Origin of the sequence: Streptomyces sp. NBC_00461 (assembly GCF_036013935.1) — a bacterium.
In the GTDB taxonomy this organism is placed as follows: domain Bacteria; phylum Actinomycetota; class Actinomycetes; order Streptomycetales; family Streptomycetaceae; genus Streptomyces.
In genome coordinates this window covers 9,583,624-9,606,736 of the sequence record NZ_CP107902.1, presented here as the reverse complement: position 1 = coordinate 9,606,736, position 23,113 = coordinate 9,583,624, and the positions used below count along the sequence as shown (strand labels likewise).

18 protein-coding genes and 2 pseudogenes are annotated in these 23,113 nt (G+C 69.7%); 6 read left to right on the top strand and 14 right to left on the bottom strand.

Annotated elements, in window-relative coordinates; genetic code table 11:
• Positions 1–38: 38 nt before the first annotated feature.
• Positions 39–281 (top strand): annotated as a pseudogene (locus OG870_RS44460) (cupin domain-containing protein); the annotation flags it as partial.
• Between the two features lie 80 nt (positions 282–361).
• On the opposite strand, the gene OG870_RS44455 reads toward OG870_RS44460, so the two are convergent.
• The 14 genes from OG870_RS44455 to OG870_RS44390 form a co-directional block, all read right to left on the bottom strand.
• Complete coding sequence (locus OG870_RS44455; protein WP_266587600.1) at positions 362–1,252, bottom strand: hypothetical protein; 891 nt, start codon at positions 1,250–1,252, stop codon at positions 362–364.
• A gap of 7 nt (positions 1,253–1,259) precedes the next feature.
• Entirely contained in the window at positions 1,260–1,982 is a 723-nt protein-coding gene (locus OG870_RS44450) for a gamma-glutamyl-gamma-aminobutyrate hydrolase family protein (RefSeq protein WP_266587598.1), read from the bottom strand.
• Positions 1,979–3,469 carry an aldehyde dehydrogenase gene (locus tag OG870_RS44445; protein WP_266587596.1) on the bottom strand — a complete coding sequence of 497 codons (1,491 nt, stop codon included), beginning with the start codon at positions 3,467–3,469 and terminating at the stop codon, positions 1,979–1,981. Before OG870_RS44445 ends, OG870_RS44450 begins: the two co-directional genes overlap by 4 nt.
• 118 nt (positions 3,470–3,587) lie before the next feature.
• Positions 3,588–5,045, bottom strand: a complete 1,458-nt coding sequence (locus OG870_RS44440) for an APC family permease (protein WP_266587594.1) — start codon at positions 5,043–5,045, stop codon at positions 3,588–3,590.
• A 144-nt stretch (positions 5,046–5,189) separates the two neighbouring features.
• Positions 5,190–7,511 (bottom strand): FdhF/YdeP family oxidoreductase, encoded by a 2,322-nt coding sequence (locus OG870_RS44435; protein ID WP_327692370.1) that lies wholly within the window; start codon positions 7,509–7,511, stop codon positions 5,190–5,192.
• A 22-nt stretch (positions 7,512–7,533) separates the two neighbouring features.
• Complete coding sequence (locus OG870_RS44430; protein ID WP_266587592.1) at positions 7,534–7,746, bottom strand: ferredoxin; 213 nt, start codon at positions 7,744–7,746, stop codon at positions 7,534–7,536.
• Between the two features lie 30 nt (positions 7,747–7,776).
• A complete protein-coding gene (locus tag OG870_RS44425) occupies positions 7,777–8,973 on the bottom strand; it encodes a cytochrome P450 (protein WP_266587589.1) in 1,197 nt (398 codons plus the stop codon).
• A gap of 230 nt (positions 8,974–9,203) precedes the next feature.
• Entirely contained in the window at positions 9,204–9,806 is a 603-nt protein-coding gene (locus tag OG870_RS44420; RefSeq protein WP_059082810.1) for a TetR/AcrR family transcriptional regulator, read from the bottom strand.
• A 49-nt stretch (positions 9,807–9,855) separates the two neighbouring features.
• Positions 9,856–10,701, bottom strand: coding sequence for a fumarylacetoacetate hydrolase family protein (locus OG870_RS44415; protein WP_059082809.1), 846 nt, complete (start codon positions 10,699–10,701; stop codon positions 9,856–9,858).
• A gap of 11 nt (positions 10,702–10,712) precedes the next feature.
• On the bottom strand, positions 10,713–11,639 hold the full coding sequence (locus OG870_RS44410; RefSeq protein WP_327692134.1) for a 3,4-dihydroxyphenylacetate 2,3-dioxygenase: 927 nt from the start codon (positions 11,637–11,639) through the stop codon (positions 10,713–10,715).
• A complete protein-coding gene (locus OG870_RS44405; RefSeq protein WP_327692133.1) occupies positions 11,632–13,095 on the bottom strand; it encodes an aldehyde dehydrogenase in 1,464 nt (487 codons plus the stop codon). The genes OG870_RS44410 and OG870_RS44405 overlap by 8 nt, the downstream gene beginning before the upstream one ends.
• A 34-nt stretch (positions 13,096–13,129) precedes the next feature.
• Complete coding sequence (locus OG870_RS44400; protein ID WP_189786219.1) at positions 13,130–13,936, bottom strand: acetoacetate decarboxylase family protein; 807 nt, start codon at positions 13,934–13,936, stop codon at positions 13,130–13,132.
• Positions 13,937–13,950: 14 nt separating this feature from the next.
• Positions 13,951–15,159 carry an NAD(P)/FAD-dependent oxidoreductase gene (locus tag OG870_RS44395; protein WP_059082832.1) on the bottom strand — a complete coding sequence of 403 codons (1,209 nt, stop codon included), beginning with the start codon at positions 15,157–15,159 and terminating at the stop codon, positions 13,951–13,953.
• A gap of 2 nt (positions 15,160–15,161) precedes the next feature.
• Positions 15,162–15,350 carry a ferredoxin gene (locus OG870_RS44390; protein ID WP_059082805.1) on the bottom strand — a complete coding sequence of 63 codons (189 nt, stop codon included), beginning with the start codon at positions 15,348–15,350 and terminating at the stop codon, positions 15,162–15,164.
• Between the two features lie 317 nt (positions 15,351–15,667).
• Here OG870_RS44390 and OG870_RS44385 point away from each other — a divergent pair, with 317 nt between their 5' ends.
• The 5 genes and pseudogenes from OG870_RS44385 to OG870_RS44365 all read left to right on the top strand — a co-directional run bounded on the left by OG870_RS44385 (position 15,668) and on the right by OG870_RS44365 (position 22,983).
• Positions 15,668–17,023 (top strand): glutamine synthetase family protein, encoded by a 1,356-nt coding sequence (locus tag OG870_RS44385; RefSeq protein WP_059082804.1) that lies wholly within the window; start codon positions 15,668–15,670, stop codon positions 17,021–17,023.
• 17 nt (positions 17,024–17,040) lie between these two features.
• The gene (locus tag OG870_RS44380; RefSeq protein ID WP_266587567.1) at positions 17,041–18,327 is read left to right on the top strand and encodes a cytochrome P450; all 1,287 of its coding nucleotides are present in this window, start codon (positions 17,041–17,043) and stop codon (positions 18,325–18,327) included.
• 111 nt (positions 18,328–18,438) lie between these two features.
• Positions 18,439–19,377, top strand: coding sequence for a TIGR03619 family F420-dependent LLM class oxidoreductase (locus tag OG870_RS44375; RefSeq protein ID WP_266587565.1), 939 nt, complete (start codon positions 18,439–18,441; stop codon positions 19,375–19,377).
• Positions 19,378–19,478: 101 nt separating this feature from the next.
• Positions 19,479–20,208: pseudogene (gene npdG / locus OG870_RS44370) on the top strand (NADPH-dependent F420 reductase).
• 630 nt (positions 20,209–20,838) lie between these two features.
• Entirely contained in the window at positions 20,839–22,983 is a 2,145-nt protein-coding gene (locus OG870_RS44365) for a SpoIIE family protein phosphatase (protein WP_327692132.1), read from the top strand.
• The last annotated feature ends 130 nt before the right edge of the window (positions 22,984–23,113 follow it).

The window sequence follows — 23,113 nt, the reverse complement described above, 5'->3', positions numbered from 1 at the left end:
CGGTGATGGAGTGAGAGCTTCGGGGCGAGTCCTGGAGCGACGAGCATCCTCACGACGAGCTCAACTACGTTCTCGAAGGCCACTTGTTCGTGCGGTGCGACGGGAAGACGACCGAAGGGCACACCGGGGACCTCGTCCTGGTTCCGGCCGGCACGGTCGGCAGGTATTGGGCGCCGGACTACGCCCGGATGCTCGCCGTCTACGGCCCCAACCCCCAGGGACGACCGAGCCGAGTGCACGGCTACCAGCGGATCGGTCCCGAGCAGGACGCCGGCAACTGACCCTGCCGTCCGCCTGTTTACACGAATGACCACCCGCGGCGCGACCTGCCGGCACGGTGAACCAGTCCCCCGAGGGGGCTTCAGCGGGCGAATTGTTCCACCGGGTCCCCCTCGTAGTTCCAGGGCCACGGCGTCACCAGCCCGCCGACCGCGGAGAAGACCGGGTCGGCATCGCCGCTGCGGCCCGCGCGGACCAGGGCATAGGCGAGGATTCCCAGGTCCGCGACGGCGGCCGCGTGACGCAGGTGACCAGGTTGCGGCCAGTGGGCCATGCCGTGGTCCAGCAGTCGTGCGGTGTGCGGCTGCGACCAGTACCGGCTCACCCCCAGCGCCTCGATACCCCCGCTGCTCCTTTCGCGGTGGTACTGCCGTACAGCCGCCGTCAGGGGCAGGCATGCCGTCGGCGCGTCCCAGGGCATGACCGCGATGGCATCGTCGAGAAAGTCCCGCAGCGCGGCCTGGCTGCCCTGCTCCTCCGGAGACAGATATCCCAGGATCTGCAGGTACGCCTCCCGGTGCCAAGGATCACGCGCGTGTATCTCCTGCCAGACGGGAGAAAGCTCAGAGCTCGGCCTGCCCAGAAGTCGCAGCGCCGCCAGCGCGGCCACCCACGGGGTCGGATCTTCCGGGGCGGCCTCGGTGGCAGCACGGCAGATCGCCAGGGCACTCCGCGGATCGGTCGCCAGTTCGGACCAGGTGGCCAGTACCAGGGCGTCCGGGTCGCGGGGCCGGCGTTCGCGCCAGGTCCGGGCCAGCGCGGGCGCGGCCTGCGCGAGGACGCCGACCCGGTGAGAGCGGCGGTCCCAGTCGTCACCGGTGTCCCGCAGGAGCCGCTCCACCTGGGCGATGGCGAGGTCCTGCGGTCCCGGTCCCCGGGCGGCGGCGATGCCTCTCAGCACCCGGCCCAGCGGAACGTCGTCGAGTTCGGGGGCGAGGCGGGGTGCCTGTCGCTTGTGGCCGAAGAGAGCCATGTCCTTGTCAGTGTCTGTGGTGGGCGGCGTACACCAGCGCGTCGAACAGCGCCTGCTGGGCCGGGTCCTGGTCCGCGGTGTCCTCGGGGTGCCACTGCACCGCCGTGAACCACCCGGGGTGCCCAGGCAGTTCGAGCCCCTCCACGGTGCCGTCGGCGGCCCGCGCGGTGACCGTGAGCCCGACGCCGATGCGGTCGACTCGCTGATGGTGGTAGCAGGAGACCTCCGTCTTCTCGACGCCGGTGGCCTGTTCGAGCAGGGAGCCGCGCTGGATCGCGACCGGGTGCACGATGTGCCGGTGTTCGCGGTCCGCGCCGCCCATGTCCTGTTCGAGGCTCCCGCCGAGGGCGACATTCACCACCTGCAGCCCGCGGCAGATCGCCAGCAGGGGCAGGCCCGAGTCCAGGGCCCGCCGGGCGACTTCGAGGTCGAACACATCCTGGAGGTCGTCGACGTCATAGACGCTGTCATGGGTGTCGGTGACGCCGTAGCGGTGCGGGGCCAGGTCTCCGCCGCCCGGGAGCAGCACGCCGTCGAAGCGGGCGAGGCGCTCGGCCACGTCGGCTCCGGCCGGTTCGGCGGGGTGGATGCTCACCGGCTCACCCCCGGCCCGCCACACGGCCTCGACCAACGCACGGGCGTTGACCTCGGCGACGTAGCGGAGCGCGGACGTGGTGGCGGCGAACCGGGCCGGAATCGCGATCAGAGGTCGCGGGTGCGTACGGGTCACAGCTTGATCCAGGTGGTCTTCAGTTCGGTGTACTTCTCGATGGCGTGGGCGGACTTGTCGCGGCCGTTGCCCGACTGCTTCATACCGCCGAACGGGACGGTCAGGTCACCCTCCTCATAGCAGTTGACCCAGACCGTGCCGGCCTTCAGCGCGCGCGAGACCTTGTGGGCGGTGGACAGGTCGGAGGTCCACAGGCCGGCGGCGAGGCCGTACTCGGTGGCGTTGGCCAGCCGTACCGCCTCGTCGAGGTCGTCGAAGGCGAGGACGGACAGGACCGGGCCGAAGATCTCCTCGCGGGCCAGCCGCACGCCGGGGCCGACCCGGTCGAACACAGTGGGCCGCAGATAGCTGCCGCCGGTCTCGGCCAAGGCCCGGCCCCCGCCCGCGCGTAGCCGGGCGCCTTCGTCCAGGCCGGAGGCGACATGCTCCAGGACCCTGCCGAGGTGGCCCTCGCCGACCAGTGCGCCCATCTCGGTGGCCGGATCGAGCGGGTCGCCCACCCGCAGTTCGCGCGCTCGCGCCACGACGGCCTCCGTGACCTGTTCGGCGATGGAGGAGTGGACCAGTAGCCGGGAGGGTGCGGTGCACATCTCTCCCTGGTTGAAGAAGATGCCCCAGGCCGCGGTCGCCGCGGCCTTCTCCAGGTCGGGGGCATCGGGCAGGACGATGTTCGGTGACTTGCCGCCGAGCTCCAGCCAGACGCGCTTGAGGTTGGAGTCGGCGGCGTAGCGCAGGAAGTGCCGGCCGACGGCGGTGGATCCGGTGAATGCCAGGACATCGACGTCTGGGTGGAGGCCGAGCGCCCGGCCGGCCACCGGACCGTCACCGGTCACGACGTTGAGGACGCCCGGCGGCAGTCCGGCGTCGGTGGCGGCGCGGCCGAGCAGGAGGGCGGACAGCGGAGAGGACTCCGACGGCTTCAGGACGACCGTGCAGCCGGCAGCGAGCGCGGGAGCGACTTTCCAACTCGCCAACGTGAGCGGGAAGTTCCACGGCACGACGGCGCCGACGACACCGGTCGGCTCCCGGGTGATCAGGGCCAGCGAGTCCGGTGCGGTGTGCGGGGACTCGTCCGTGAGCTTGTCGGCGAGCTGCCCGTACCAGCGGAAGGTGTTGATCGCGGCGCGCAGCTCGATGGCGTACGCGTCCGTGATGGGTTTGCCCATCTCCAGGCTCACGGTCAGTGCCAGTTCCTCGCGCCGTTCCTCCAGCAGCTCGGCGATTCGCAGCAGGACCCGGCCACGCTCGGCGGGCGCCAGGTGCGGCCACGGCCCCGTGTCGAAGGCTCGGCGCGCCGCCGCGACGGCGAGATCGACCTCCGCCTCCCTTGCGTCGGCGACCTTCACCAGGGTCTGGCCGTCGCGCGGGGAGATCACGGCGAATGATCCACCGTCACCGGCTTCGCTCCTGCCGTCGATGTGGTGCTGCGTGGGCAGGTCGAGTTCCTTGGCGCGGCGCAGCAGTTCCTCGTGGGTGGCGTTCAGCACGCGCTCTCCCTCTCCGTTTCATCCGTTTCGTTTGGCGAAAACAACTCACGCGCTCCGGCAGAAGGCCGGATACGGCCGGGGCGCAGGCTCCGGCCGTATCGGTGAGGCAAAGCGGTGTTCAGTCGGCGGTCTGTGTCCGGGACCGCGTCAGCCGGGCGGCGACGACGCCGAGGATCAGCACCACCGGGACGGTGAGCTGGAGCCATATGGCCGTCGTCTGGTCACCGCCGATCAGCGTCGTGAAGTTGGCGATGATGAGCCAGATGGCACCCGCGATGCCGAGGGCGCCCAGGACGGGGGCGATCAGCGTGTTCCAGGGGCGGGTGTCGGCACGTGAGCGGCGGAAGAAGACGACGATCGAGGCCGAGGTCAGGAAGTACAGCAGCATGACGCCGAGGACGGCGACTCCGCTGAACCAGGAGAAGAGGGTCAGTACCGGGTCCTTGCCGAGGATGGCGAAGGGCATCACCAGCAGTACGGAGAGCACGGATTGCGCCGTGCCCGCGACCCAGGGCGAGTGGCGCCGGTTGATGGCGGTCAGCGCGTGGGGAAGCAGGCCCTCCCGGCCGAGGGAGAACAGGTAGCGGTTGGCGGAGTTGTGGAAGGCCAGGATGCCCGCGAAGAGGGAGGTGGCCAGCAGGATCGGCAGCACGTCGTTCGCCCAGCCGCCGAACAGGGCGGCGATCGGGGCGAAGACGAAGCTTGTCGCGTCGCCGCTCTGCAGGGCCTTGCCGGCGTCGCCCGTCGCCTGGGACGCGCCGTGCGCCGAGATCAGCATCCACGAGGTGAAGGCGAAGAATCCCGTGATCACCGCGACCGACAGGTAGGTGGCCCGGGGGACGGTCTTGCGGGGCTCGCGGGCCTCCTCGCCGTAGATGGCGGTGGCCTCGAAGCCGAACATCGACGCCACGGCGAACATCAGGGCCACACCGGGAGCGCCCTGAAGCGCGGCGGACGGCGAGAAGCTGTCCGTGAAGCCCAGGCCCTCGTGTCCGCCGCCCTTGAACAGCGTCACTAGGGCGAAGGCGATCAGGATGCTGAACTCCGCCAGGACGAAGACGGCGAGGATCTTGGCGCCCATCTCGATGCCCGAGGCGCCGAGGGCCTGCACGATCACCATGGTGACCAGCGTCCAGACCCACCACGCGACATGTACGCCCGAGTAGTGCTCGACCAGACCGCTTACCGTGACGCCGTACAGCCCGTACATGGCGGCCTGGACGGCACAGTAGGCGAAGAGGGCGACCCCGGCACTGCCGGAACCGGCCGGACGGCCGAGCCCCTTGCCGATGTAGGTGTAGAAGGCTCCGGCGTCCACGACATGGCGACCCATGGCGACGAATCCGACGGAGAACAGCAGGATGATGACGCCGGCCGCAAGGTAGGCGGCAGGAGCACCCGCACCGTTGCCGATGGCGACGGCGATGGGCACAGCTCCCGCGATGCCCGTCAACGGCGCCTGGGCGGAGAGAACGAAGAAGAGAATGCCCAGGACACCGAGAGAATCGGGCTTGAGCTTGCCTGCCATGGATGCATCATGACCCGTTTGCGTAGGAACCGCGGTCTGACTGTCCACTCGTATCACCTGCCAGGAACGGGGAGGGATGGGGAGATTGTTTTAGGCCAAACGAGTTGCCCCATGATGGGCCGGAACTATCCGTTTGACAAGGGGTTGCGCGAGATCCTTCGCCAACCGCGGGCGTCTTTGCAGGACCGTGACTCAGGCGGCGGCCAGGTCGGCCGTGCCCCGGCGTACGAGTCGCACGACGACCGACTTCGACGTCGGGGTGTTGCTGAGGTCGGCGGTGCTGTCCAGGGGTACCAGGACGTTGGTCTCGGGGAAGTAGGCCGCGCAGCAGCCGCGGGCGGTCGGGTAGGACACGACACGGAAGTCGGGTGCCACACGTTCGGCGCCGTCGGGGTACTCGCCGACCAGGTCGACCCGGTCGGCATCGGCCAGCTGGAGAGCGGCCAGATCGTCGGGGTGGACGAAGACCACCCGGCGCCCTCCATGGATACCGCGGTAGCGGTCGTCGAGGCCGTAGAGCGTGGTGTTGTACTGGTCGTGGGAGCGGACCGTCTGCAGGAGGAGCCGCCCCTCGGGCACGTACAGCACGGTCATCGGATTGACGGTGAAGCGGGCCTTGCCGGTCGCGGTCGGGAAATGCCGGTCGTCCCGTGGCCCGTGCGGCAGGACGAACCCGCCCGGATGGCGTACGCGCGGGTTGCAGTCCTCGAAGCCGGGGACGACCCGGGCGATGCGGTCACGGATCAGGTCGTAGTCCTCCGCCATGGCTCGCCAGGGGACGCTTGGCGGCTCACCGCGAGCGGCGAGCACCCGCTCGGCCAGTTCGCAGACGATCGCCGTCTCCGAGCGCAGCTCGGGCGAGGCGGGCGCCAGCGTGCCCCGGGAGGCGTGCACCGAGCTCATCGAGTCCTCGACGGTGACGACCTGCGGTCCGCCGCCGCGCAGGTCGGCCTCGGTGCGGCCGAGCGTGGGAAGGATCAGCGCCCGGCGGCCCGTGACCAGGTGGGAGCGGTTGAGCTTGGTGGAGACCTGCACCGTCAGGGCCGTACGGCGCAGGGCCTGCTCGGTGACGGCGGTGTCCGGGGTGGCCGAGACGAAGTTGCCGCCCATGGCGAAGAAGACCTTCACCCTTCCGTCCCGCATGGCGCGGATGGTGTCGACCACGTCAAGCCCGTGGTGACGCGGCATGGGCAGGCCGAACTCCTTCTCCAGCGCGTCCAGGAAGTCGTCCGCGGGCTTCTCGTAGATCCCCATGGTGCGGTCGCCCTGGACGTTGGAGTGGCCGCGCACCGGGCAGACCCCGGCACCGGGGCGGCCGATGTTGCCGCGCAGGAGGAGGAAGTTGACCACCTCGCGGATGGTCGGTACGGAGTGCTTGTGCTGGGTCAGGCCCATCGCCCAGCACACCACGATCTTCCGGGCCTTCAGCACCCGCTGGTGGATCCGCTCGATCTGCTCGCGCTCCAGGCCCGTGGCCTCCAGGACTTCCGCCCAGGGCGTGGCGCGCACGTCGGCCGCGAACTCCTCGAACCCGTCGGTGTGCTCCTCGACGAACGCACGGTCCACCACCGTGCCCGGGGCCCGGTCCTCGGCCTCCAGCAGAAGCCGGTTCAGGGCCCGGAACAGGGCGAGGTCGCCGCCGAGGCGGATCTGTGCGAACTCGTCCGCCAGCGCGGTGCCCCGGCCGATCATCCCTGAGGGCCGCTGCGGATTCCTGAAGCGCAGCAGGCCGGCCTCGGGCAGCGGGTTGACCGCCACGACGTGCCCCCCGCCCCGCTTCGTCCGCTCCAGGGCGGAGAGCATGCGGGGATGGTTCGTCCCCGGGTTCTGGCCCACGACGAGGACCAGGTCCGCCTGGTGCAGGTCGTCGAGCGAGACGCTGCCCTTGCCGATCCCGATGGTCTCGGACAGGGCCACGCCGGAGGACTCGTGGCACATGTTCGAGCAGTCGGGCAGGTTGTTGGTGCCCAGCGCGCGGACGAACAGCTGGTAGACGAACGCCGCCTCATTGCTGGTGCGCCCCGAGGTGTAGAAGGACGCCTCGTCCGGTGAGTCCAGCGCGGCCAGTTCCCCGGCCACGATGTCGTACGCCTGCTCCCAGCTCACCGGCGTGTAGTGCCGCGCCCCGGGCGCCAGGTACATCGGGTGGGTGAGCCTGCCCTGCTGGCCCAGCCAGTAGTCGCTGCGCTCCAGCAGCTCCGCCACGCTGTGCTCGGCGAAGAAGGCCGGGGTGACGCGGCGCAGTGTGGCCTCCTCGGCCACCGCCTTGGCGCCGTTCTCGCAGAACTCGGCGGCGTGCCGGTGGTCGCCCTCCGGCCAGGCGCAGCCGGGGCAGTCGAACCCGGTCTTCTGGTTGACGCTCAGCAGGGTCAGCAGGGTCCGCTTGGCGCCCATCTGGCGGCCGCCGTGCCGCAGCGACTGGACGACGGCCGGGATGCCGGCCGCGTACTCCTTGGGCGGACCGACGGTCAGACCGCTGTCGCCGGGGTCGTTCTCCGGTGGCCCGGACGCCATCGGTGACATGCCGCGTTCCCGTCTACTCGTGCACCGTGATGGCCTGCAGCGGACAGACCTCGGCGGCCTCGTACAGCTCCTCGGCGCTTGCCTCGTCCACGTCGGCCACGTAGACGTCCGTCGCCTGCGACCGCAGGGACAGGCGTCCCTCGTCGTCCAGCGCGAACAGGTCGGGGGCGGCGTACACGCACTGGCCGTGGTCCTGGCACTTCTTGAGGTCGACTTCGACCTTCATGACGGCTCCTGCCTCTCGGAGGGTCGGGGATCAGAGAAAACGGACGGGGAGGTGGGTGATCGTGCGCAGGAACTCGGTGTGCGCATAGGCGGGCTCGCCCGCCAGCGCGACCCCGTTGAACCGGTTGACGATCGAGCTGAAGACGATGTCGGCCTCGGCGCGGGCCAGGACCTGGCCGGCGCAGCCGTGCATGCCGGAGCCGAAGGCAAGGTGCTGGCTGGCGGCACCCGGGCGGGTGTGGTCGAAGGTGTCGGGGTCGGCGAAGACCTCGGGGTCGCGGTTGGCGGAGGCGATGAGCAGGGCCAGCGCTTCTCCGGCCGGTACGGTGGTGTCGCCGATGACCGTGTCCTGCGTGGTCAGGCGCACCACCATCGACTCGGGTGTGTCGATCCGCAGGATCTCGTTGATGATGCCGGGCCGCGCCTCCGGCTCGTCCCGGTAGGCGGCGAACAGCTCGGGCCGCTGCGTCATCAGCCAGATGCCGTGGTTGATCAGGTGCTTGACGTCGAGGTGGCCCACGGCGAAGAACAGGAAGATGGTGTAGACGACCTCTTCCTCGGTCATCCTGCCCTCGTCCTGCGCGGCGATGAAGGCGTCGATCAGTCCCTCGCCGGGGCGGGCGCGTTTGTCGGCCACGAGCCGGCGGATGTGCTCGGCGAACCAGGCGAACGCCTCCGTGGTGGCGCGGGCTTCCTCGTCGTTGCCGCCGGGGCCGAGGCTCAGGCCGATCTCGTAGGTCTTGCGCTGGATGGTGTCCATCTCGGTCGGCTCGATGCCGAAGATGTGGCAGGTGGTCTCGAAGGTGCACTTCAGCGAGAGGCCGTCGGCCGCGTCCAGGGTGCCGTCGCCCTTCTCGACCTCGTCGAGCACGGCCTCCACGGAGGCGCGCATCACCTTGGACCACTCCTCGACGGCCTTGGGTGTGAACCAGCGGTTGGTGATCCGCCGCAGCCGCGTGTGGTCGGGGGCGTCCTTGCCGAGCATGGTGTGGTGGATCGGGGCGGCCGGCCCGAAGTCGAGCTGCTGCACGCTCAGGCTGGGGTTGCGGATCAGCCGGGCGACGTCCTCGTAGTGGGAGACGACGTACAGGCCGACCGGATGCCGGTAGACAGGGTGCTCCTGCCGCAGCCGCGCGTAGTACGGGTACGGGTCCGCACGGAAGCCGGGGTCACGGAAGGGCAGCAGGTCCTCGGTGGCGGACGCGGGTCCGGCGGTGGTGACGGTCATGTAGTGGCACTCCTCGTATCGGGCGCGAGGCGGAGGGGGAGCTGGGGAGTGGAAGAAGGAGGGGCGGACCAAAGGCCCCGTACCGCGAGAATTATCCAGTCGGATAATTTCGTCAATACTTCGCGGGCACGTAATCAACTCTTTACGCCGCCGGAAACGGACGAGCTCCCGTCGCCTGGCGACGGGAGCTCGTCCTGACCTGCTGTTATGCAGGGATTGGCAGGGGGCGACTACTCTGCGTCTCCCGGCTGCCGGGTCAGCAATGACCGCAGTCTTTTCAGCGCGGCCTCGGTGACGTCCGGCTCGTCGAGGACCAGCTGGTGCAGCACGAGACCCTCCAGGGCGGCGAAGACAAGCCGGGTCAGGGCTGGGCTGGTGCCGTCGGGCAGGCTGCGGGACAGCTCCCTCTCCGTGGCCTGGAAATACTCGTCGTACAGCGCGCGGATCTGCGGCAGCAGCTCGGGCCTGCGTCGGGATTCGAGCATGAGCTCGTACTGGAACGTCTGCATGGCAGGCTCGCGGGTGACCATGTCCGCCAGTCCCGCCGCGAAGTCCGCGATGTCGCCCGTGCCGGGTTCCAGGGAGCTCGTACTCGCGCTGGTGCGCACCGCGTGTTCGAGGGCTGCCTCGATCAGCGCGTCCCGCGAGCCGAAGTGGTGTACCACGAGCCCGTGCGTGACACCCGCCTCCTCCGCGACAGCGCGATAGGTGAGCTTGCGCAGCCCGCCCCGGGCCACCACGCGCACGGCCGCATTGAGCAGGGCCTCACGGCCGGTCCCGTAGTCCACCCGCTTGCGGGGCCTGGCCGGGGGCTTCTCGGAGGAATCGCTCATGAGCGCGACCCTACCCGTACGCCGGGACCGGCAGACCGTCGCAGGAGCGTCAACGCTTCGGCGGGCGGATGCCGCGGAACTCCCAGTCGCCGCCGAGCGCGGTGGACAGGACTTCCTCGGACTCGGTGGGCTGGGCGCCGACGTCGGTGCGTACCGGGGTGGGGCCGGTGACGATGTGGTTGGTGAGTCTGCCGAGGCCCTCCACCTCGACCTCGACGACGTCTCCGGGCTGGACGGGGCGGGAATTGGCCGGGGTGCCGGACAGCAGTACGTCTCCCGGGTAGAGGGTGATGGTGCGGGCGATGTCGGCGACGAGGTAGTGCATGTCCCACTTCATCTCGTCCGTCGTACCGTCCTGGACGACCTCCCCGTTGACGTACGTGCGCAGGGCCTTGCCGTGGAAGTCCCAATCGGTGACCAGGCCGGGGCCGAGGGGGCAGAGGGTGTCGGAGCCCTTGACGCGGAGCATGGAGCCGGCGTCGGTGTCGCGGAAGTCGTGCAGTCCGTAGTCGTTGGCGATCGTGTAGCCGGCGATGTACTCGCCCGCTTCGGCCGGGGAGATGTTGCGCGCGGTCTTCCCGATGACGATGGCGACCTCGCCCTCGTAGTTGAGCCATTTGCAGCCCTCGGGGCGGACGATGGCGCCCTTGTGGGAGTTGAGGGCCGAGGTCGGCTTGTGGAAGTAGGTGGGGGTGTCGGGAAGGTCGATCTGGAACTCGTCGACCCGGCTGCGGTGGTTGAGGTGGACGGCGATGACCTTGGAGGGGACGACCGGGGGCAGGTGCTGTGCGTCCTCGGTCTTGACGCGGCGGCCGTCCCCGGCGACGAGTTCGTCACCGTCGACGGTGACCTGGACGGCGGCGCCGTCGAGGAGGATGCGGCGGTACTCGGGCATGTTACGGACTCCTAGATGCGGCTGTGGGGGGTGCGAGGGGTGGGCAGGCCGGTGCCGGTCCAGCCGTCGGCCGGGCGGTCGAACCAGAGGTGCACCTGGCCGGTGCCGATCGAGTTCTCGTACTCGCCGTACTGACGGGCCTTGGCGACGCAGGCGCGCTCGCCGAGGGCGCCGGCCATCATCAGGTAGTGGAAGAACTTCGCCTCCGGCTTGTACTTCCAGAACTCGTCCATGGTGTCGAGGACCTTGCCGTGCCGGCCCTCCTTGAACCAGGCGATCCGCTCGAAGTCCGCCGCGCGGGCCGCGGGCGTGAAGATGTGCACCGGGTCGCTGGCTTCGTGGTCGCGCAGCTCCCGCAACGGCCAGAACGTGTGCGAGAGGGCACCGGAGGCGATCAGCAGCACGCGTCGCCCCGGGGTGGCGGCGATGCCGTCGGCCAGGGCGCGGCCGAGGCGCAGGTGGTCCTCCATGTCGCCGGTCTGGCAGACGCCGATGGTCACCCACCGCTTGTCGGGCAGACCCTCGCCGAGGAACTTCCAGAGGTTGATGGTGGCGTAGTAGATCGGCAGGTACTCGTCGTCGATCGCGGTGATCCAGGTGCCGTGCTTGTCGGCGAACTTCTCGATGTTCCCGGCCAGTTCGGGATCACCGGGGAAGTCGTACGGCATCCGGCACATCCCGCGCGGCAACTCCTCGGAGGTGAACAGGCCGGCGCGGCGGGCTTGCGCGGTCACGACGAACTCGACGGTGGTGGCCCAATGGGAGTCCAGGACGACGACGGTGTCGTAGTCGTCGCGCTCGAAGACATCCTGACGGAGCTGGTTCAGGCCGGTGACGAGGGTGATCTCCTTGCCCCCGTTGAGCTCCAGCCGGGTCTCCTCGGGCAGCACGATGGTGGGGACGTGGGCCAGCAGGCCCGCCCCGACGATCTCACCCATGGTTCCTCCAACCGCTCGGGGCGGTCACGGTGTTCTTGACGTCGCAGTAGAAGTCGAAGCTCCAGGTGCCGCCCTCGCGGCCGACACCGGAAAGCCGGGAGCCGCCGAAGGGTGCCTGCAGGTCGCGGACGAAGAAGCAGTTCACCCACACCGTGCCCGCGACCAGCCGCGCGGTGATGCGTTCGGCGCGCTCGCGGTTGCCCGTGAAGACGGTGGCGGCCAGGCCGAAGCGGGTGCCGTTGGCGAGCAGGACGGCCTCCTCCTCGTCCGTGAAGGTCTGCAGCGTCAGGACAGGGCCGAAGACCTCCTCCTGCACGATCTCGGAGTCCTGGGCGACACCGGTGAGCAGGGTGGGGGCGTAGTACTGGCCGTCCCCCGGGTGGCCGCCGATGACGGCGCGGGCACCGGCCGCCACGGCCCGCTGCACGAACCCGTCGATCTTCTCCAGCTGGCGGGGGTGGATGTTGGGCCCGATGTCCGTGGCCTCGTCACGCGGATCACCCTGCTTCAGCGCGCTCGCCTTCTCGACGAACCGGCGCGTGAACTCCTCCACGACCGCCTCCTCGACCAGCAGCCGGGTACCAGCCAGGCACACCTGGCCGGCGTTGTCGTACTGCTCCACCGCCAGGTCGACGGCGAGGTCCAGGTCCGCGTCGGCGAACACCAGCAGCGGCGACTTGCCGCCCAGTTCGAGACTCAGGGGCGTGAGGTTCGCGGCCGCCGACTCCGCGATGCGCTTGGCCGTGGGCACCGAGCCGGTGAAGCTGATCCGGCGCACGTCGGGGTGCGAGGTCAGCGCGTCGCCGATCTCGGAGCCGTAGCCCTGGACGACGTTGAGGACACCCGCCGGGAGCCCGGCCTCGGCGGCGATGTCGGCCAGCAGGGAGGCGGTCAGCGGCGACCACTCGGCGGGCTTCAGCACCACTGTGTCGCCGGCGGCCAGCGCCGGCGCGACCTTCCAGGTGGCCAGCATGAGCGGGGCGTTCCACGGGGTGATCAGGACGCAGGGGCCGGCCGGGTCCCAGCTGACGTGGTTGGTGTGGCCGCGCGTCTCGAAGTCCTCGTGCTCCAGCGACAGCAGCCAGTCCGCGAAGAAACGGAAGTTGTGGGCGACCCGCGGCATCACCCCACGGCGGTGGGAGCGCAGAAGGGCTCCGTTGTCGATGGTCTCGACGATGGCGAGCGCTTCGATCCGCTTCTCGACCCCGTCGGCGATCGCGTGCAGGATGCGGGCGCGTTCCGCGCGGGAGGTGGCGGCCCAGGCGGGGAACGCGGCCTTCGCGGCGGCCACGGCGGCGGCCGCCTCCATGGCCGTGCCCCGGGAGATGTCGCCGATCGTGCTGCCGTCGATGGGCGAGACGTCCTCGAACGTCTGTGTCGCGGCGACGCGCTCGCCGCCGATCCAGTGCCGGGTGTCGACGGCGACCCCGGCCACGGTGATGATGTGTTCGCTCATGCTCTGTTCCTCCGGTCTCACGAGGTGGTGGGGTCTACTCGGCGCCGGAGGTGCCGGATTCCAGCAGTCGGCCGCCGTCCCAGACGACGCCGACCTGGCGGTAGTAGGCGGCGATCGGCTCGCGGATCTCCAGGCGGGCCAGTTCTTCGGTGGGCGCCTCGAACAGCTCCAGCTCGGCGTCGCCGCGCCAGGCCTGTCCCGCCTCGAAGGACGCGGCGCCCGACTCGATCAGCTCGTCGAGGGCGAGGCCCTTGCCCTTCTCGATGGAGGGCAGCCAGCGGTGGTGGGCCATCGGGTGGGCGTTGACGAAGCCGTTCGTCTCCGACGGCTCGCGCAGGGTGACCACGGTGTGGGCGAGGCGCCGGTCGGCGGCGGCGAGCGTGGCGCCGAAACGGGCCCCCGCCTCGATGCGCGGGGCGGGCCCGTAGGGGTGCGGGCGGGTCTGGTGGATCGAGCCGAGCTTCTTCGGGTAGCCCTGGTGCAGCCCGCGTGCGATGGCGAAGTCCTTGTCGACCCAGATGTAGACGCAGCGCGAGTACGTCTGCCCGCGGTACTTGCAGCGGACGACCGCGAAGGCCTCCTTGTACTGGGAGAGCACCGGGTCGAGCAGTTCCTCGCCGGACGCCGAGCAGGACTGCCAGTCGGCCCAGATCAGCGCGACCGCGCCCGGGTCCTCGTCGGCGAGCTCCAGGGGCTCTGGAAGCAGCTCACGCACGCGGGCCGGGTCGGTGCGGTACTCGACGGTGAGCAGGTCCCCGGAGTACCGATAGGGCGGTGAGGGGATCAGCGACGAGGCTCCGCTCGCCGTCTTGGGGAAGAAGAATCCACGGACGGTGGTCATGATCAGCAAGGTCCTTAGGCGGAGGGGGCGGGCTGCTTGAGCAGTTCGGCGCGGTAACGGGAGGCGGCGGCCGCCGCGGCCTGACCGCCCAGGGCGACGACACCGGCCAGCCGGGCACCGGCGTGGTAGCCGACGACGACGTCACCGTCGAGGTCGCCCTCCAGTACGCGCACGTCCTCCTTGCCGAGTACCGGTGCCCCGAAGGACTGCAGGCGGAAGTCGTGCTGGTCGCTCCAGAAGGTGGGCAGCGGCGCGAACGAGGACAGGTCGTGGCCGGTGCCGCTCAGCCCGGCGACCAGGGTCTTCGCGGCGTGCTTGGCGGTGTCCGTGGGGATGCACCAGTGCTCCACACGGCGCGGTACGCCGTCGTAGCGGGCGTTGGGGAAACGGGCGACGTCACCGACGGCCACCACGTCGGGCCGTCCGCCGACGCGCAGGTGCTCGTCGGTGAGCACGCCGTCGCTCAGGTCGAGGCCGTTGCCGTCCAGCCACTCGGTGTTGGCGACCGAGCCGACCGACTCAACCACCACATCGGCGGGCAGGACGGTGCCGTCGCCGAGGGCGACGCCGGTGACATGGTCGTCGCCGGTGAAGCCGGTCACGCCCGTGCCGAGGGCGAAGCGCACGCCGCGTTCTTCGTGGCGCTTCAGCAGGGCCCTGGCGAGGAGCTCTCCCAGGGGGCCGACCATCGGCAGCGGCAGCGGGTCGACTACGGTCACCTCGCGGGCGCCCAGAGCGACGGCGGTGGCGGCGACCTCGCAGCCGATGAAGCCGCCTCCGACGACGACCACCCGGGCTCCGGGCCTGGTGAGGGCCTGTCGCAGGCCCTGCGCGTCGTCGATGGTGCGGACCGTGTGCCGGCCGGCGAGCGGGCCGGGGCAGCGCAGGCGCCGGGGCCGCATTCCGGTGGCGACGACCAGTCCGTCGTACGTGAGTGCCTCGCCGTCGTCGAACTCGACGATGTTCTCAGCGAGCCGCGCGGCGACGACCTTGGTGCCCAGCCGCCACTCCGCGTCGGCCACGCTCGCCCGCGGGCGGAAGGCGAGGGACTCGAAGGGTGCCTTGCCGGCCAGGACCTCCTTGGACAGGGGCGGCCGGTTGTAGGGCATGTGCGGCTCGTCACCGACGAGCGTGATGGCTCCGGTCCAGCCGGCAGCCCGCAGCTGCTCGGCCGCGCGCAGACCGGCCATGGAGGCGCCGGCCACGACGATGCGTGCGTTCATCATCAGCCCTCGATACGGATGGCCTGGAGCGGACACACGTCTGCGGCTTCCTCGACCTCGTCGCGCAGCGCGTCGTCGGGGTCGGAGACGTAGGCCAGGTGGCCGCTGTCGTCCATGGAGAAGACATCGGGGGCGGCGAAGACGCACTGGCCGTGGTCCTGGCACTTGTTCATGTCGACGACGACCTTCATGGCCAGTCCTCCTGAAAGTGAGGGCGTCGGGGCGGGGGCAAGGGGAAGAAAAGGGGCCCGACCGCTGTCGGCCGGGCCCCGGCCAAGGGCCCGGCGACTGACGGGGGCCCTTACTCATTTGGCTTCAAACAACATAAGAAGCCGTCCACCCCTGGTCAATACCTATCCATGCGGATAATTTTTTTCCATCCCCTCTTGTGGGGCGTCCGCAACCCCCATACCGTTTGGCATCAAACAAGTCCGCCCGTGCCCCCAACAGCACCGGCCCTCTGACTTCCCTCGCCACCCACATCCCCCAAGCGCCCGAGGAGACATCGGTGAGCGCAGCTCCAACCCCCAGCGTCCGTCAGCACATGCAGCGGCTCGCCGCCGAGGGCATCGACGTGGTGCGCGTGACATATCCCGACCTCATCGGCACCGACCGCGCACGCGACATCCTGCTGGACCACCTGCCGTCGGCCTGCGACCACGGCCTGGCCTTCTGCCGGGCCGTCTACCACACCAGCCCCCAGGGCGACGTGGTCCCCGTCTCCGGCGGTCTCGACGCCGGCCTGCCCGACATCACCGTGCGACCGGACCTGGACAGCCTGGCCCCCCTCCCCTGGGAGCCCGGCGTCGCGTCCTGCCTCGCCGACGTCACCGACCCGGCCACCGGCCTGCCCGCACCGGAGTCGCCCCGCGATCTTCTGCGCACCGTCCTCGCCCGGTGTGCCGAACACGGCCTGCGTCCGGTGGTCGGCCCCGAGCTCGAGTACTTCCTCTGCGACGAGGACCCTGCCTACCCGAGCGGCTGGAAGCGTTACTCGGGCGCCGCCGGCGTCGTCTACACAGCCGGTCTGCGCGCCGACGGCAACAATCATCTGCTCCGCACGCTGCGTCTGCTGCGGGACATGAACATCGGCGCGACCAGCGGCAACCACGAGTTCGACGGCGGCCAGTTCGAGATCAACCTCACCCACTCCGAAGCCCTGTCCGCCGCGGACCGCGCCTTCCGCTTCAAGTCCGCGATCAAGGAGCTGGCCCGGAAGGAGGGGAAACTCGCCACGTTCATGGCCAAGCCGTTCAACGATGCCGGCGGCTCCGGTTTCCATCTCCACCTGTCCTGCGACAACGACGAGGGCGGCAACGCCTTCGACGATCCCGCCGGGCCGTACGGGCTGTCCGCCACCGCCCGCCACGCCGTCGCCGGCATCCTCGCCCACGCCCCGGCCCTGGCCGCACTGGCCAACCCGACCGTGAACTCCTACAAGCGTTTCGGTCCCGACACCCTCGCGCCCTGGCTGATCGACTGGGGCCTGGACAACCGCAGCGCCATGGTCCGCATCCCGCCCGAGCGCGGCTCCGGCGCACGGTTCGAACTGCGCCTGGGTGACGCCAGCGCCAACCCGTACCTGCTGATCGCGGGCACGGTCGCCGCCGCGCTGCTCGGGGTGCTGGCTGGCGAGGAGCCCCCCGCCCCACTGGAGGGGTACGGCTACGACACCGCCAAGGCAGCAGTACTGCCCATGAGCCTGCCGGCCGCGCTGGACGCCCTGGAAGCGGACACGGAACTGACCGACGTCCTCGGCAAGGACTTCACCGCTTCCTTCCTCTCCTACAAGCGCAACGAGATCGAACGCTTCCAACGGCACGTCACCGACTGGGAGTTCACCGAGTACGCCTACCACCTGTGACGACTGGGAGCCATGCGATGACGACCGAGACCCCGACCGCCGCCGTGAACGAGCCGATGCCGCTTGCGGACGTCAACCTCGCCGACCTGGACAACTTCACCGACGGGATCACCCCGTGGCGGATGTTCCACACCCTGCGTCACCAGGACCCGGTGCACTGGCAGCCCGAGGAGGCCCCCAACTCCGGCTTCTGGGCGGTGACGCGGCACGCCGACATCGCCCGCGTCGACCGCGACGCCGAGACCTTCACCTCGATGAAGTTCGTCAACCTCGAAGAGGTCGACGAGGACCAGATCAAGACGCGTGCCTCCATCCTGGAACTGGACGGCGTCCGCCACCGCGCCATGCGCAGCCTGCTCCAGCGCCAGTTCGGCGCGAGCGTCATCAACAGCTACACCGACTTCCTGCGCGGCCTGACCGCCACCACGCTGGACGCGGCGCTCGCCAAGGGGAGCTTCGACTTCGTCAAGGAGGTCTCCGCCGACTTCCCCATCAACGTCCTCGCCCGCCTCCTCGACGTTCCGCCGGAGGACAACCAGCAGCTCATCGACTGGGGCAACCGCATCATCGGCAACACCGACCCCGACTACGCCGACGTCCTGCTCGACAGCGCGGAGAGCGAGCAGTACCGGCACCTCCCGTTCCGCTCGCCCGCCTCGCTGGAGGTCTTCGAGTACGGCCGTGAGCTGGCCCGGCAGCGGCGCGGCGGCGACGGCACGGACCTGGTGTCCAGGCTGGTGAACACCACCCCGAGGGACGGCGTTCCCCTCACGCCGCAGGACTTCGACAACTACTTCCTGCTCCTCGTCGTGGCCGGCAACGAGACCACCCGCCACACCATCACCCACTCCATGCTGGCCCTCCTCCAGCACCCCGAGCAGCTGGCCCGGCTCCAGGAGGACCCGTCCCTGATCCCCGTCGCGGTGGAGGAGTTCCTGCGCTGGGCGTCGCCCGTCTACCACTTCCGCCGCACGGCGACCCGGGACGTGGAACTGGGCGGCAAGCGCATCAAGGAGGGCGACAAGGTCGTCATGTGGTACGCCTCCGGCAACCGCGACGAGGCGGTCTTCGGCAACCCGTACGACTTCGACGTCGCCCGCGCCGACAACGACCACGTGACCTTCGGCAAGGGCAGCCCCCACCTGTGCCTGGGCAACCTCCTCGCCCGCACCGAGATCCGCATCATGTTCGAGGAGCTCATCCCGAGGATCGCCGACATCCGTCTGACCGGCGAAGTCCCGCGCGTGCGCTCCAACTTCGTCAACGGCATCAAGAAGCTGCCGGTCGCAGTCACCCTCGCCTGACCGCCTTCCCGAGCCGCCCAGAAGATGCGGCCGCCCGGGGCGCCCCGCCCCGCACGAGCGGCCGCACCTCTCGTCCGCCCGCCAAAAACACTCGGCCCGAGGATCACCACGATGACCACTCCCCGCATGCAGCTCGTCCTGAGCGAGAACTGGACCATGACCGGAGGCCGCGCGGATCTGCCGACCCTGATCCGCTGGGCCCGCGAGGCCGAGGACGCCGGATTCGACTCCGTCATGATCAGCGAACACATCGTGCTCGGCCCCGACGCCGGAGCAGGTGGCGTGATGGGCAACCCCCGCGACTACGCCCTGCCCGGCAACCAGGACCCCCACACCCCGTGGCCCAACTCGCTCATGCTGCTCAGCGCGATCGCCGCCGTCACCGAGCGCGTGCGTCTCGCAGCGTCGGCGGTCATTGCTCCCCTGCGGCATCCCCTGCTCCTGGCCCGTGAGCTCGGCACCCTCGACCTTCTCTCCGAGGGCCGCCTGATCGTGCTGCCCAACGTCAGCTGGAGCCGGGACGAGTACGCGGCACTCGGCGTCCCGTTCTCCCGGCGCGGCAAGCTCCTCGACGAGCACCTGGAGATCTGGGCGAAGTTGTGGGGCCCCTCTCCCGTGTCTCACGAGAGCGAGTACTACGCCTTCCAGGACGTCTACTTCGAGCCCAAGGCATACTGCCCGGACGGCCCCCGACTGTGCTTCGGTGGCGCGGGCATGCACGACGCGATGGTCCGCAGGATCGTCCGGTACGGCCACGCCTTCAACCCGCTGGGGAAGGTGACGCCCGAGCAGATGCAGACGCTGAAGACCGCGATGGCCGCCGCGGGCCGCGACATCGCCGATCTGGAGATGATCGGCGGCACCCGCGCCGTGTTCCCCGACGACGACTCCTGCGCCGACCTCGCCCAGGCCCTCGAGCCCGTCCCCGAGCAGATGGCCCAAGGATTCACCACCTTCTGCGTCAAGCCCTCGCAGTTCACCGACGATCCGAACGGAGTGGGCGCGTTCTGCCGCGAGGTGATGCGCCGCGTGGAGTCCCTGACCGCCTGACGGCGCCGATTCGGTGTCCCGCATCGCGGCCCGAGCGGCCCGCTGACGACGAATGGCACCGGGCCGCGGAAGAGCGAACCGAACGAGCCGAGGACCGCAGCATGACGACTTTCGACGAAGCTGCCGGCACCCGTCCCTCCACTCCCGCTGAAGCCACTCGAAACGATCCCCATCGCCTCCCCGACGTGTTCGGCCTGGTCGTCGGCATCCTCGGCGGAACCGGCCCGCAGGGGCGCGGCCTCGCCTACCGGGCTCGCTGGCGCGGGCCAACAGGTCATCATCGGGTCAGGAGACGCCGCCCGGGCCGCCTCCGCGGCAGCAGACATCGGCCCTGACGTCCGCGGCGCTGACAACGCCACGACCGCGCGGAAGAGCGATCTGGTGATCGTCGCCACTCCCTGGGAGGGGCATGCCGAGCTGCTGGCCACGCTCCGCGATGAACTCGCCGGCAAGATCGTGGTCGACTGCGTCAACCCCCTCGGCTTCGACAAGAAGGGAGCCTACGCACTCAGGCCCGAGGAGGGCAGCGCCGCCCAGCAGGCTGCCGCGCTGCTGTCTGACTCCCGGGTGACCGCTGCGTTTCACCATCTCTCCGCCGTCACTCTGGAAGACCGGCAGATCGAGAAGATCGACACGGACGTACTCGTCCTGGGCGACGAACGCGCCGCCACCGACACCGTCCAGGCACTCGCCTCACGCCTCCCGGGCGCACGCGGCCTCTACGGCGGACGACTGCGCAACGCCCACCAAGTGGAGTCGCTGGTAGCCAACCTGATCTCGGTGAACTGCCGCTACAAGGCCCACGTCGGCCTGCGCCTCAGCGACGTCTGAGAGGACTCCCAGCATCTTTCACCGAGCCCCGCCCTCACGTTTCGCCTCCGATCCGGTACGGCCATGGGACGCAACCAGGCTTCATCGGCACCGGACAGCAAGGTCCCCAGTCGTGCCCCACGGAGTGGTGTAGCCATGTGGACGGCGCGCTGACACAAAGCCTGTAGCCGGGCCGCGCGGTGGAGCTTCCTGTGCGGCCGGCCGGCTGGCTACAGCGGCATGACCCACAAAGTTCCCGGGTGCCGGGCGGATCACCACCGCGATCTGCGGCATCACGAAGGCGGCTCGACTACACCACACCACCCGCCAGGACACCATCTCTCCGTGGTCGCCGCGCGCACCGTGAACAGCCACCGCCGCCGCACGCCAACGATCCCCATAGGTCTGACAGCAGCCTCATTCCTGCAGGCATAGACGAACCCGCCCTCGTTCCGGTCTTCAACCTGGCGACGACGCGCGGGTTCAGCGGTTGCCCCCTCCAAGAATCCGCGAACTCGCCTGCTTCTGTTCGGATACGCGCCTGGCGAGGTTCTGGGCAGATCGGCTCGCGACGTACTGGGTGAGTATCCAGCCGAGTTCAGCGGGCCCCTCGGCGCTTCCGCGGCCCTGAAGCCGACGGAAACGCTCGGCATGCGGTCGGTACGACACCGGGACGGCCGTGGGCTGCCCGTAGCCCTGAGCCTGATTCCGCTGGCCCATGGCCAGGAGCGGGTCATGTGGTTGATGGTGGCGATGGACGGGGATCGGGCACGGCAGAACGCCATTGACCAGGCCACGCTGGCCGGGCTCTCCCACCAGTCACCGATCACCCTGGTCATCTACGACGTCGACGCCCGCATCCAGTGGATCAACACTGCCGTCGAGGAACAGTTCGGCGTGAAGCTGGAGAGTGTCGCGGGAAAGCGCCTGCCGGAGGTCGAACCGGGCGGGATGGTGCTCTCCGAGGGCGGCGGAATCGAGGCCGATGTCGAAGAGCCCATCCGCAGGGCTTTGCGTACCGGCGAGCCCGTGATCGATGTCCGCTACCGGAGCACCAGACGCTTCGGCACCCATCACCAGCGGGTCTGGTCCGTTTCCTACTTCCGGTTGCAGGACGACGTCGGACAGCCGATCGGGGTCTGTGAAGTCGGTCTGGAGATCACTGACCGCTACGTAGCCGGTCAGCGCCTGGCGTTGCTGAGCCGGGCCGGCGGCAGCATCGGCAGAACCCTGGACATCCGGCGCACGGCCGACGACCTGGCGGAACTCGTGGTCCCCGAGTTCGCGGACGCGGTGACCGTGGATCTCCTGAGGCCAGTGCTGAGCGGCCAGGAACCCCCGCCCCTCGACGGCGGCACTGACGGGGACCTGTGCCGGGTGTCCGAACGGGCACAGGACGCCGCAGCGGGAGTCCCCGTGGCCGCCCCAGCCACCGTGACGCACTGTCTGACAGACGCAACACCCCGTACAGACCCGGCCAGCGGCGTACTCGTCCTCCCCTTGGCGGCCCGAGGGGTCGTCCTGGGGGTCGCCTCCTTCGCCCGGACCGCTCCGCGCGATGCCTTCGACGGAGAGGAAGTCGCACTCGCCGCAGAACTGGCCTCCCGCACCGCCGTCTGCGTGGACAACGCTCGCCGGTACACCCGTGAGCACGCGACTGCGCTGATGCTGCAGCGCGACCTGCTGCCCCGTGCTCTGCCACGGCCGACGGGGGCAGAGATCGCTCATCGCTATGTGCCCGCGGCAGGGCCGGTCGGCGTCGGCGGGGACTGGTACGACGTCATCCCGCTCTCCGGTGCGAGGGTGGGACTGATCGTCGGTGATGTAGCGGGACACGGCACGGGAGCGGCCGCCACGATGGGGCGTCTGCGCACCACCGTCGCCGCTCTCGCGGCACTCGATCTCGCGCCGGACGAACTGCTCGCCCGTCTGGACGACCTGGTGGCCCGAGCCGGAGCCACGGGGCTGGAAGACGACGGAGCCGAGGATCAGGCGCTGGGTGTGACCTGCCTGTACGCGGTCTACGACCCGGTGTCCCGGCACTGCGTCATGGCGCGCGCGGGGCACCCGCCACCAATCCTGGTCACAGCCGACGGAGACGCCGAGATCCTGGACCTGCCCGCCGGTCCACCGTTGGGGCTTGGTGGCCTGCCGTTCGAGAGTGCCGACTTCGAACTGCCTGAGGACAGCAAGCTGGCCCTGTTCACCGATGGCCTCGTCGAAAGCCGCGAGCGCGACATCGATATCGGTCTTCGTGCGCTGCGCGACACACTCTCGCACCACAGCTCCGGTCCCCTGGAGGTGGCCTGCGAGTCTGTCATCGACGCGCTCCTACCGAGCCCGCCACAGGACGATGCGGCTCTTTTGCTGGTTCGAGTGCACTCTCTCCCGGATCCCCTGGTTGCCACCTGGGACATCCCCGCCGACCCCGGAGAGGTAGCCCGTGCCCGATCACTGGCATGCGAGAAGCTCGGTGAATGGGATGTGGAGGAAGAGACAGGTTTCGTTGTCGAGCTCGTTGTCAGCGAACTGGTCACCAATGCGATCCGCTACGGTGGCGCCCCGATCCGTCTTCGACTCATCCCTGACCGCGATCTGATCATCGAGGTGTCCGACAGCGGCCATACCTCTCCGCACCTGCGGTGGGCCGCGATGGAGGATGAGGGTGGCCGTGGCCTGTTCCTCGTCGCCCAGGTCACGGAGCGCTGGGGCACGCGCTACACATCGACCGGCAAGACGATCTGGACCGAGATATCGCGGGCGACGCACGAACTGCCGGGACTCCTGTCGGCCTGAGGAACCACTCTGCCCATCCCAGTGGCCGAAGATTGGGTTGTCGAGGGCAGTACCGTGCGATCACTGATCTGTCATCACGCTGGTGAGCCAGTTGCCGTGCTGTTGACCGTGCCGCCGGGGCGGCTGCGGT

Coding starts and splice junctions, on each gene's coding strand:
- OG870_RS44430 (WP_266587592.1), bottom strand. CDS start 7,746: ATGAAGGTCGAAGTCGACCTCAAGAAGTGCCAGGACCACGGCCAGTGC.
- OG870_RS44400 (WP_189786219.1), bottom strand. CDS start 13,936: ATGACCACCGTCCGTGGATTCTTCTTCCCCAAGACGGCGAGCGGAGCC.
- OG870_RS44365 (WP_327692132.1), top strand. CDS start 20,839: ATGCGGTCGGTACGACACCGGGACGGCCGTGGGCTGCCCGTAGCCCTG.
- OG870_RS44395 (WP_059082832.1), bottom strand. CDS start 15,159: ATGAACGCACGCATCGTCGTGGCCGGCGCCTCCATGGCCGGTCTGCGC.
- OG870_RS44380 (WP_266587567.1), top strand. CDS start 17,041: ATGACGACCGAGACCCCGACCGCCGCCGTGAACGAGCCGATGCCGCTT.
- OG870_RS44410 (WP_327692134.1), bottom strand. CDS start 11,639: ATGGGTGAGATCGTCGGGGCGGGCCTGCTGGCCCACGTCCCCACCATC.
- OG870_RS44415 (WP_059082809.1), bottom strand. CDS start 10,701: ATGCCCGAGTACCGCCGCATCCTCCTCGACGGCGCCGCCGTCCAGGTC.
- OG870_RS44420 (WP_059082810.1), bottom strand. CDS start 9,806: ATGAGCGATTCCTCCGAGAAGCCCCCGGCCAGGCCCCGCAAGCGGGTG.
- OG870_RS44435 (WP_327692370.1), bottom strand. CDS start 7,511: ATGGCGTCCGGGCCACCGGAGAACGACCCCGGCGACAGCGGTCTGACC.
- OG870_RS44425 (WP_266587589.1), bottom strand. CDS start 8,973: ATGACCGTCACCACCGCCGGACCCGCGTCCGCCACCGAGGACCTGCTG.
- OG870_RS44405 (WP_327692133.1), bottom strand. CDS start 13,095: ATGAGCGAACACATCATCACCGTGGCCGGGGTCGCCGTCGACACCCGG.
- OG870_RS44390 (WP_059082805.1), bottom strand. CDS start 15,350: ATGAAGGTCGTCGTCGACATGAACAAGTGCCAGGACCACGGCCAGTGC.
- OG870_RS44375 (WP_266587565.1), top strand. CDS start 18,439: ATGACCACTCCCCGCATGCAGCTCGTCCTGAGCGAGAACTGGACCATG.
- OG870_RS44455 (WP_266587600.1), bottom strand. CDS start 1,252: ATGGCTCTCTTCGGCCACAAGCGACAGGCACCCCGCCTCGCCCCCGAA.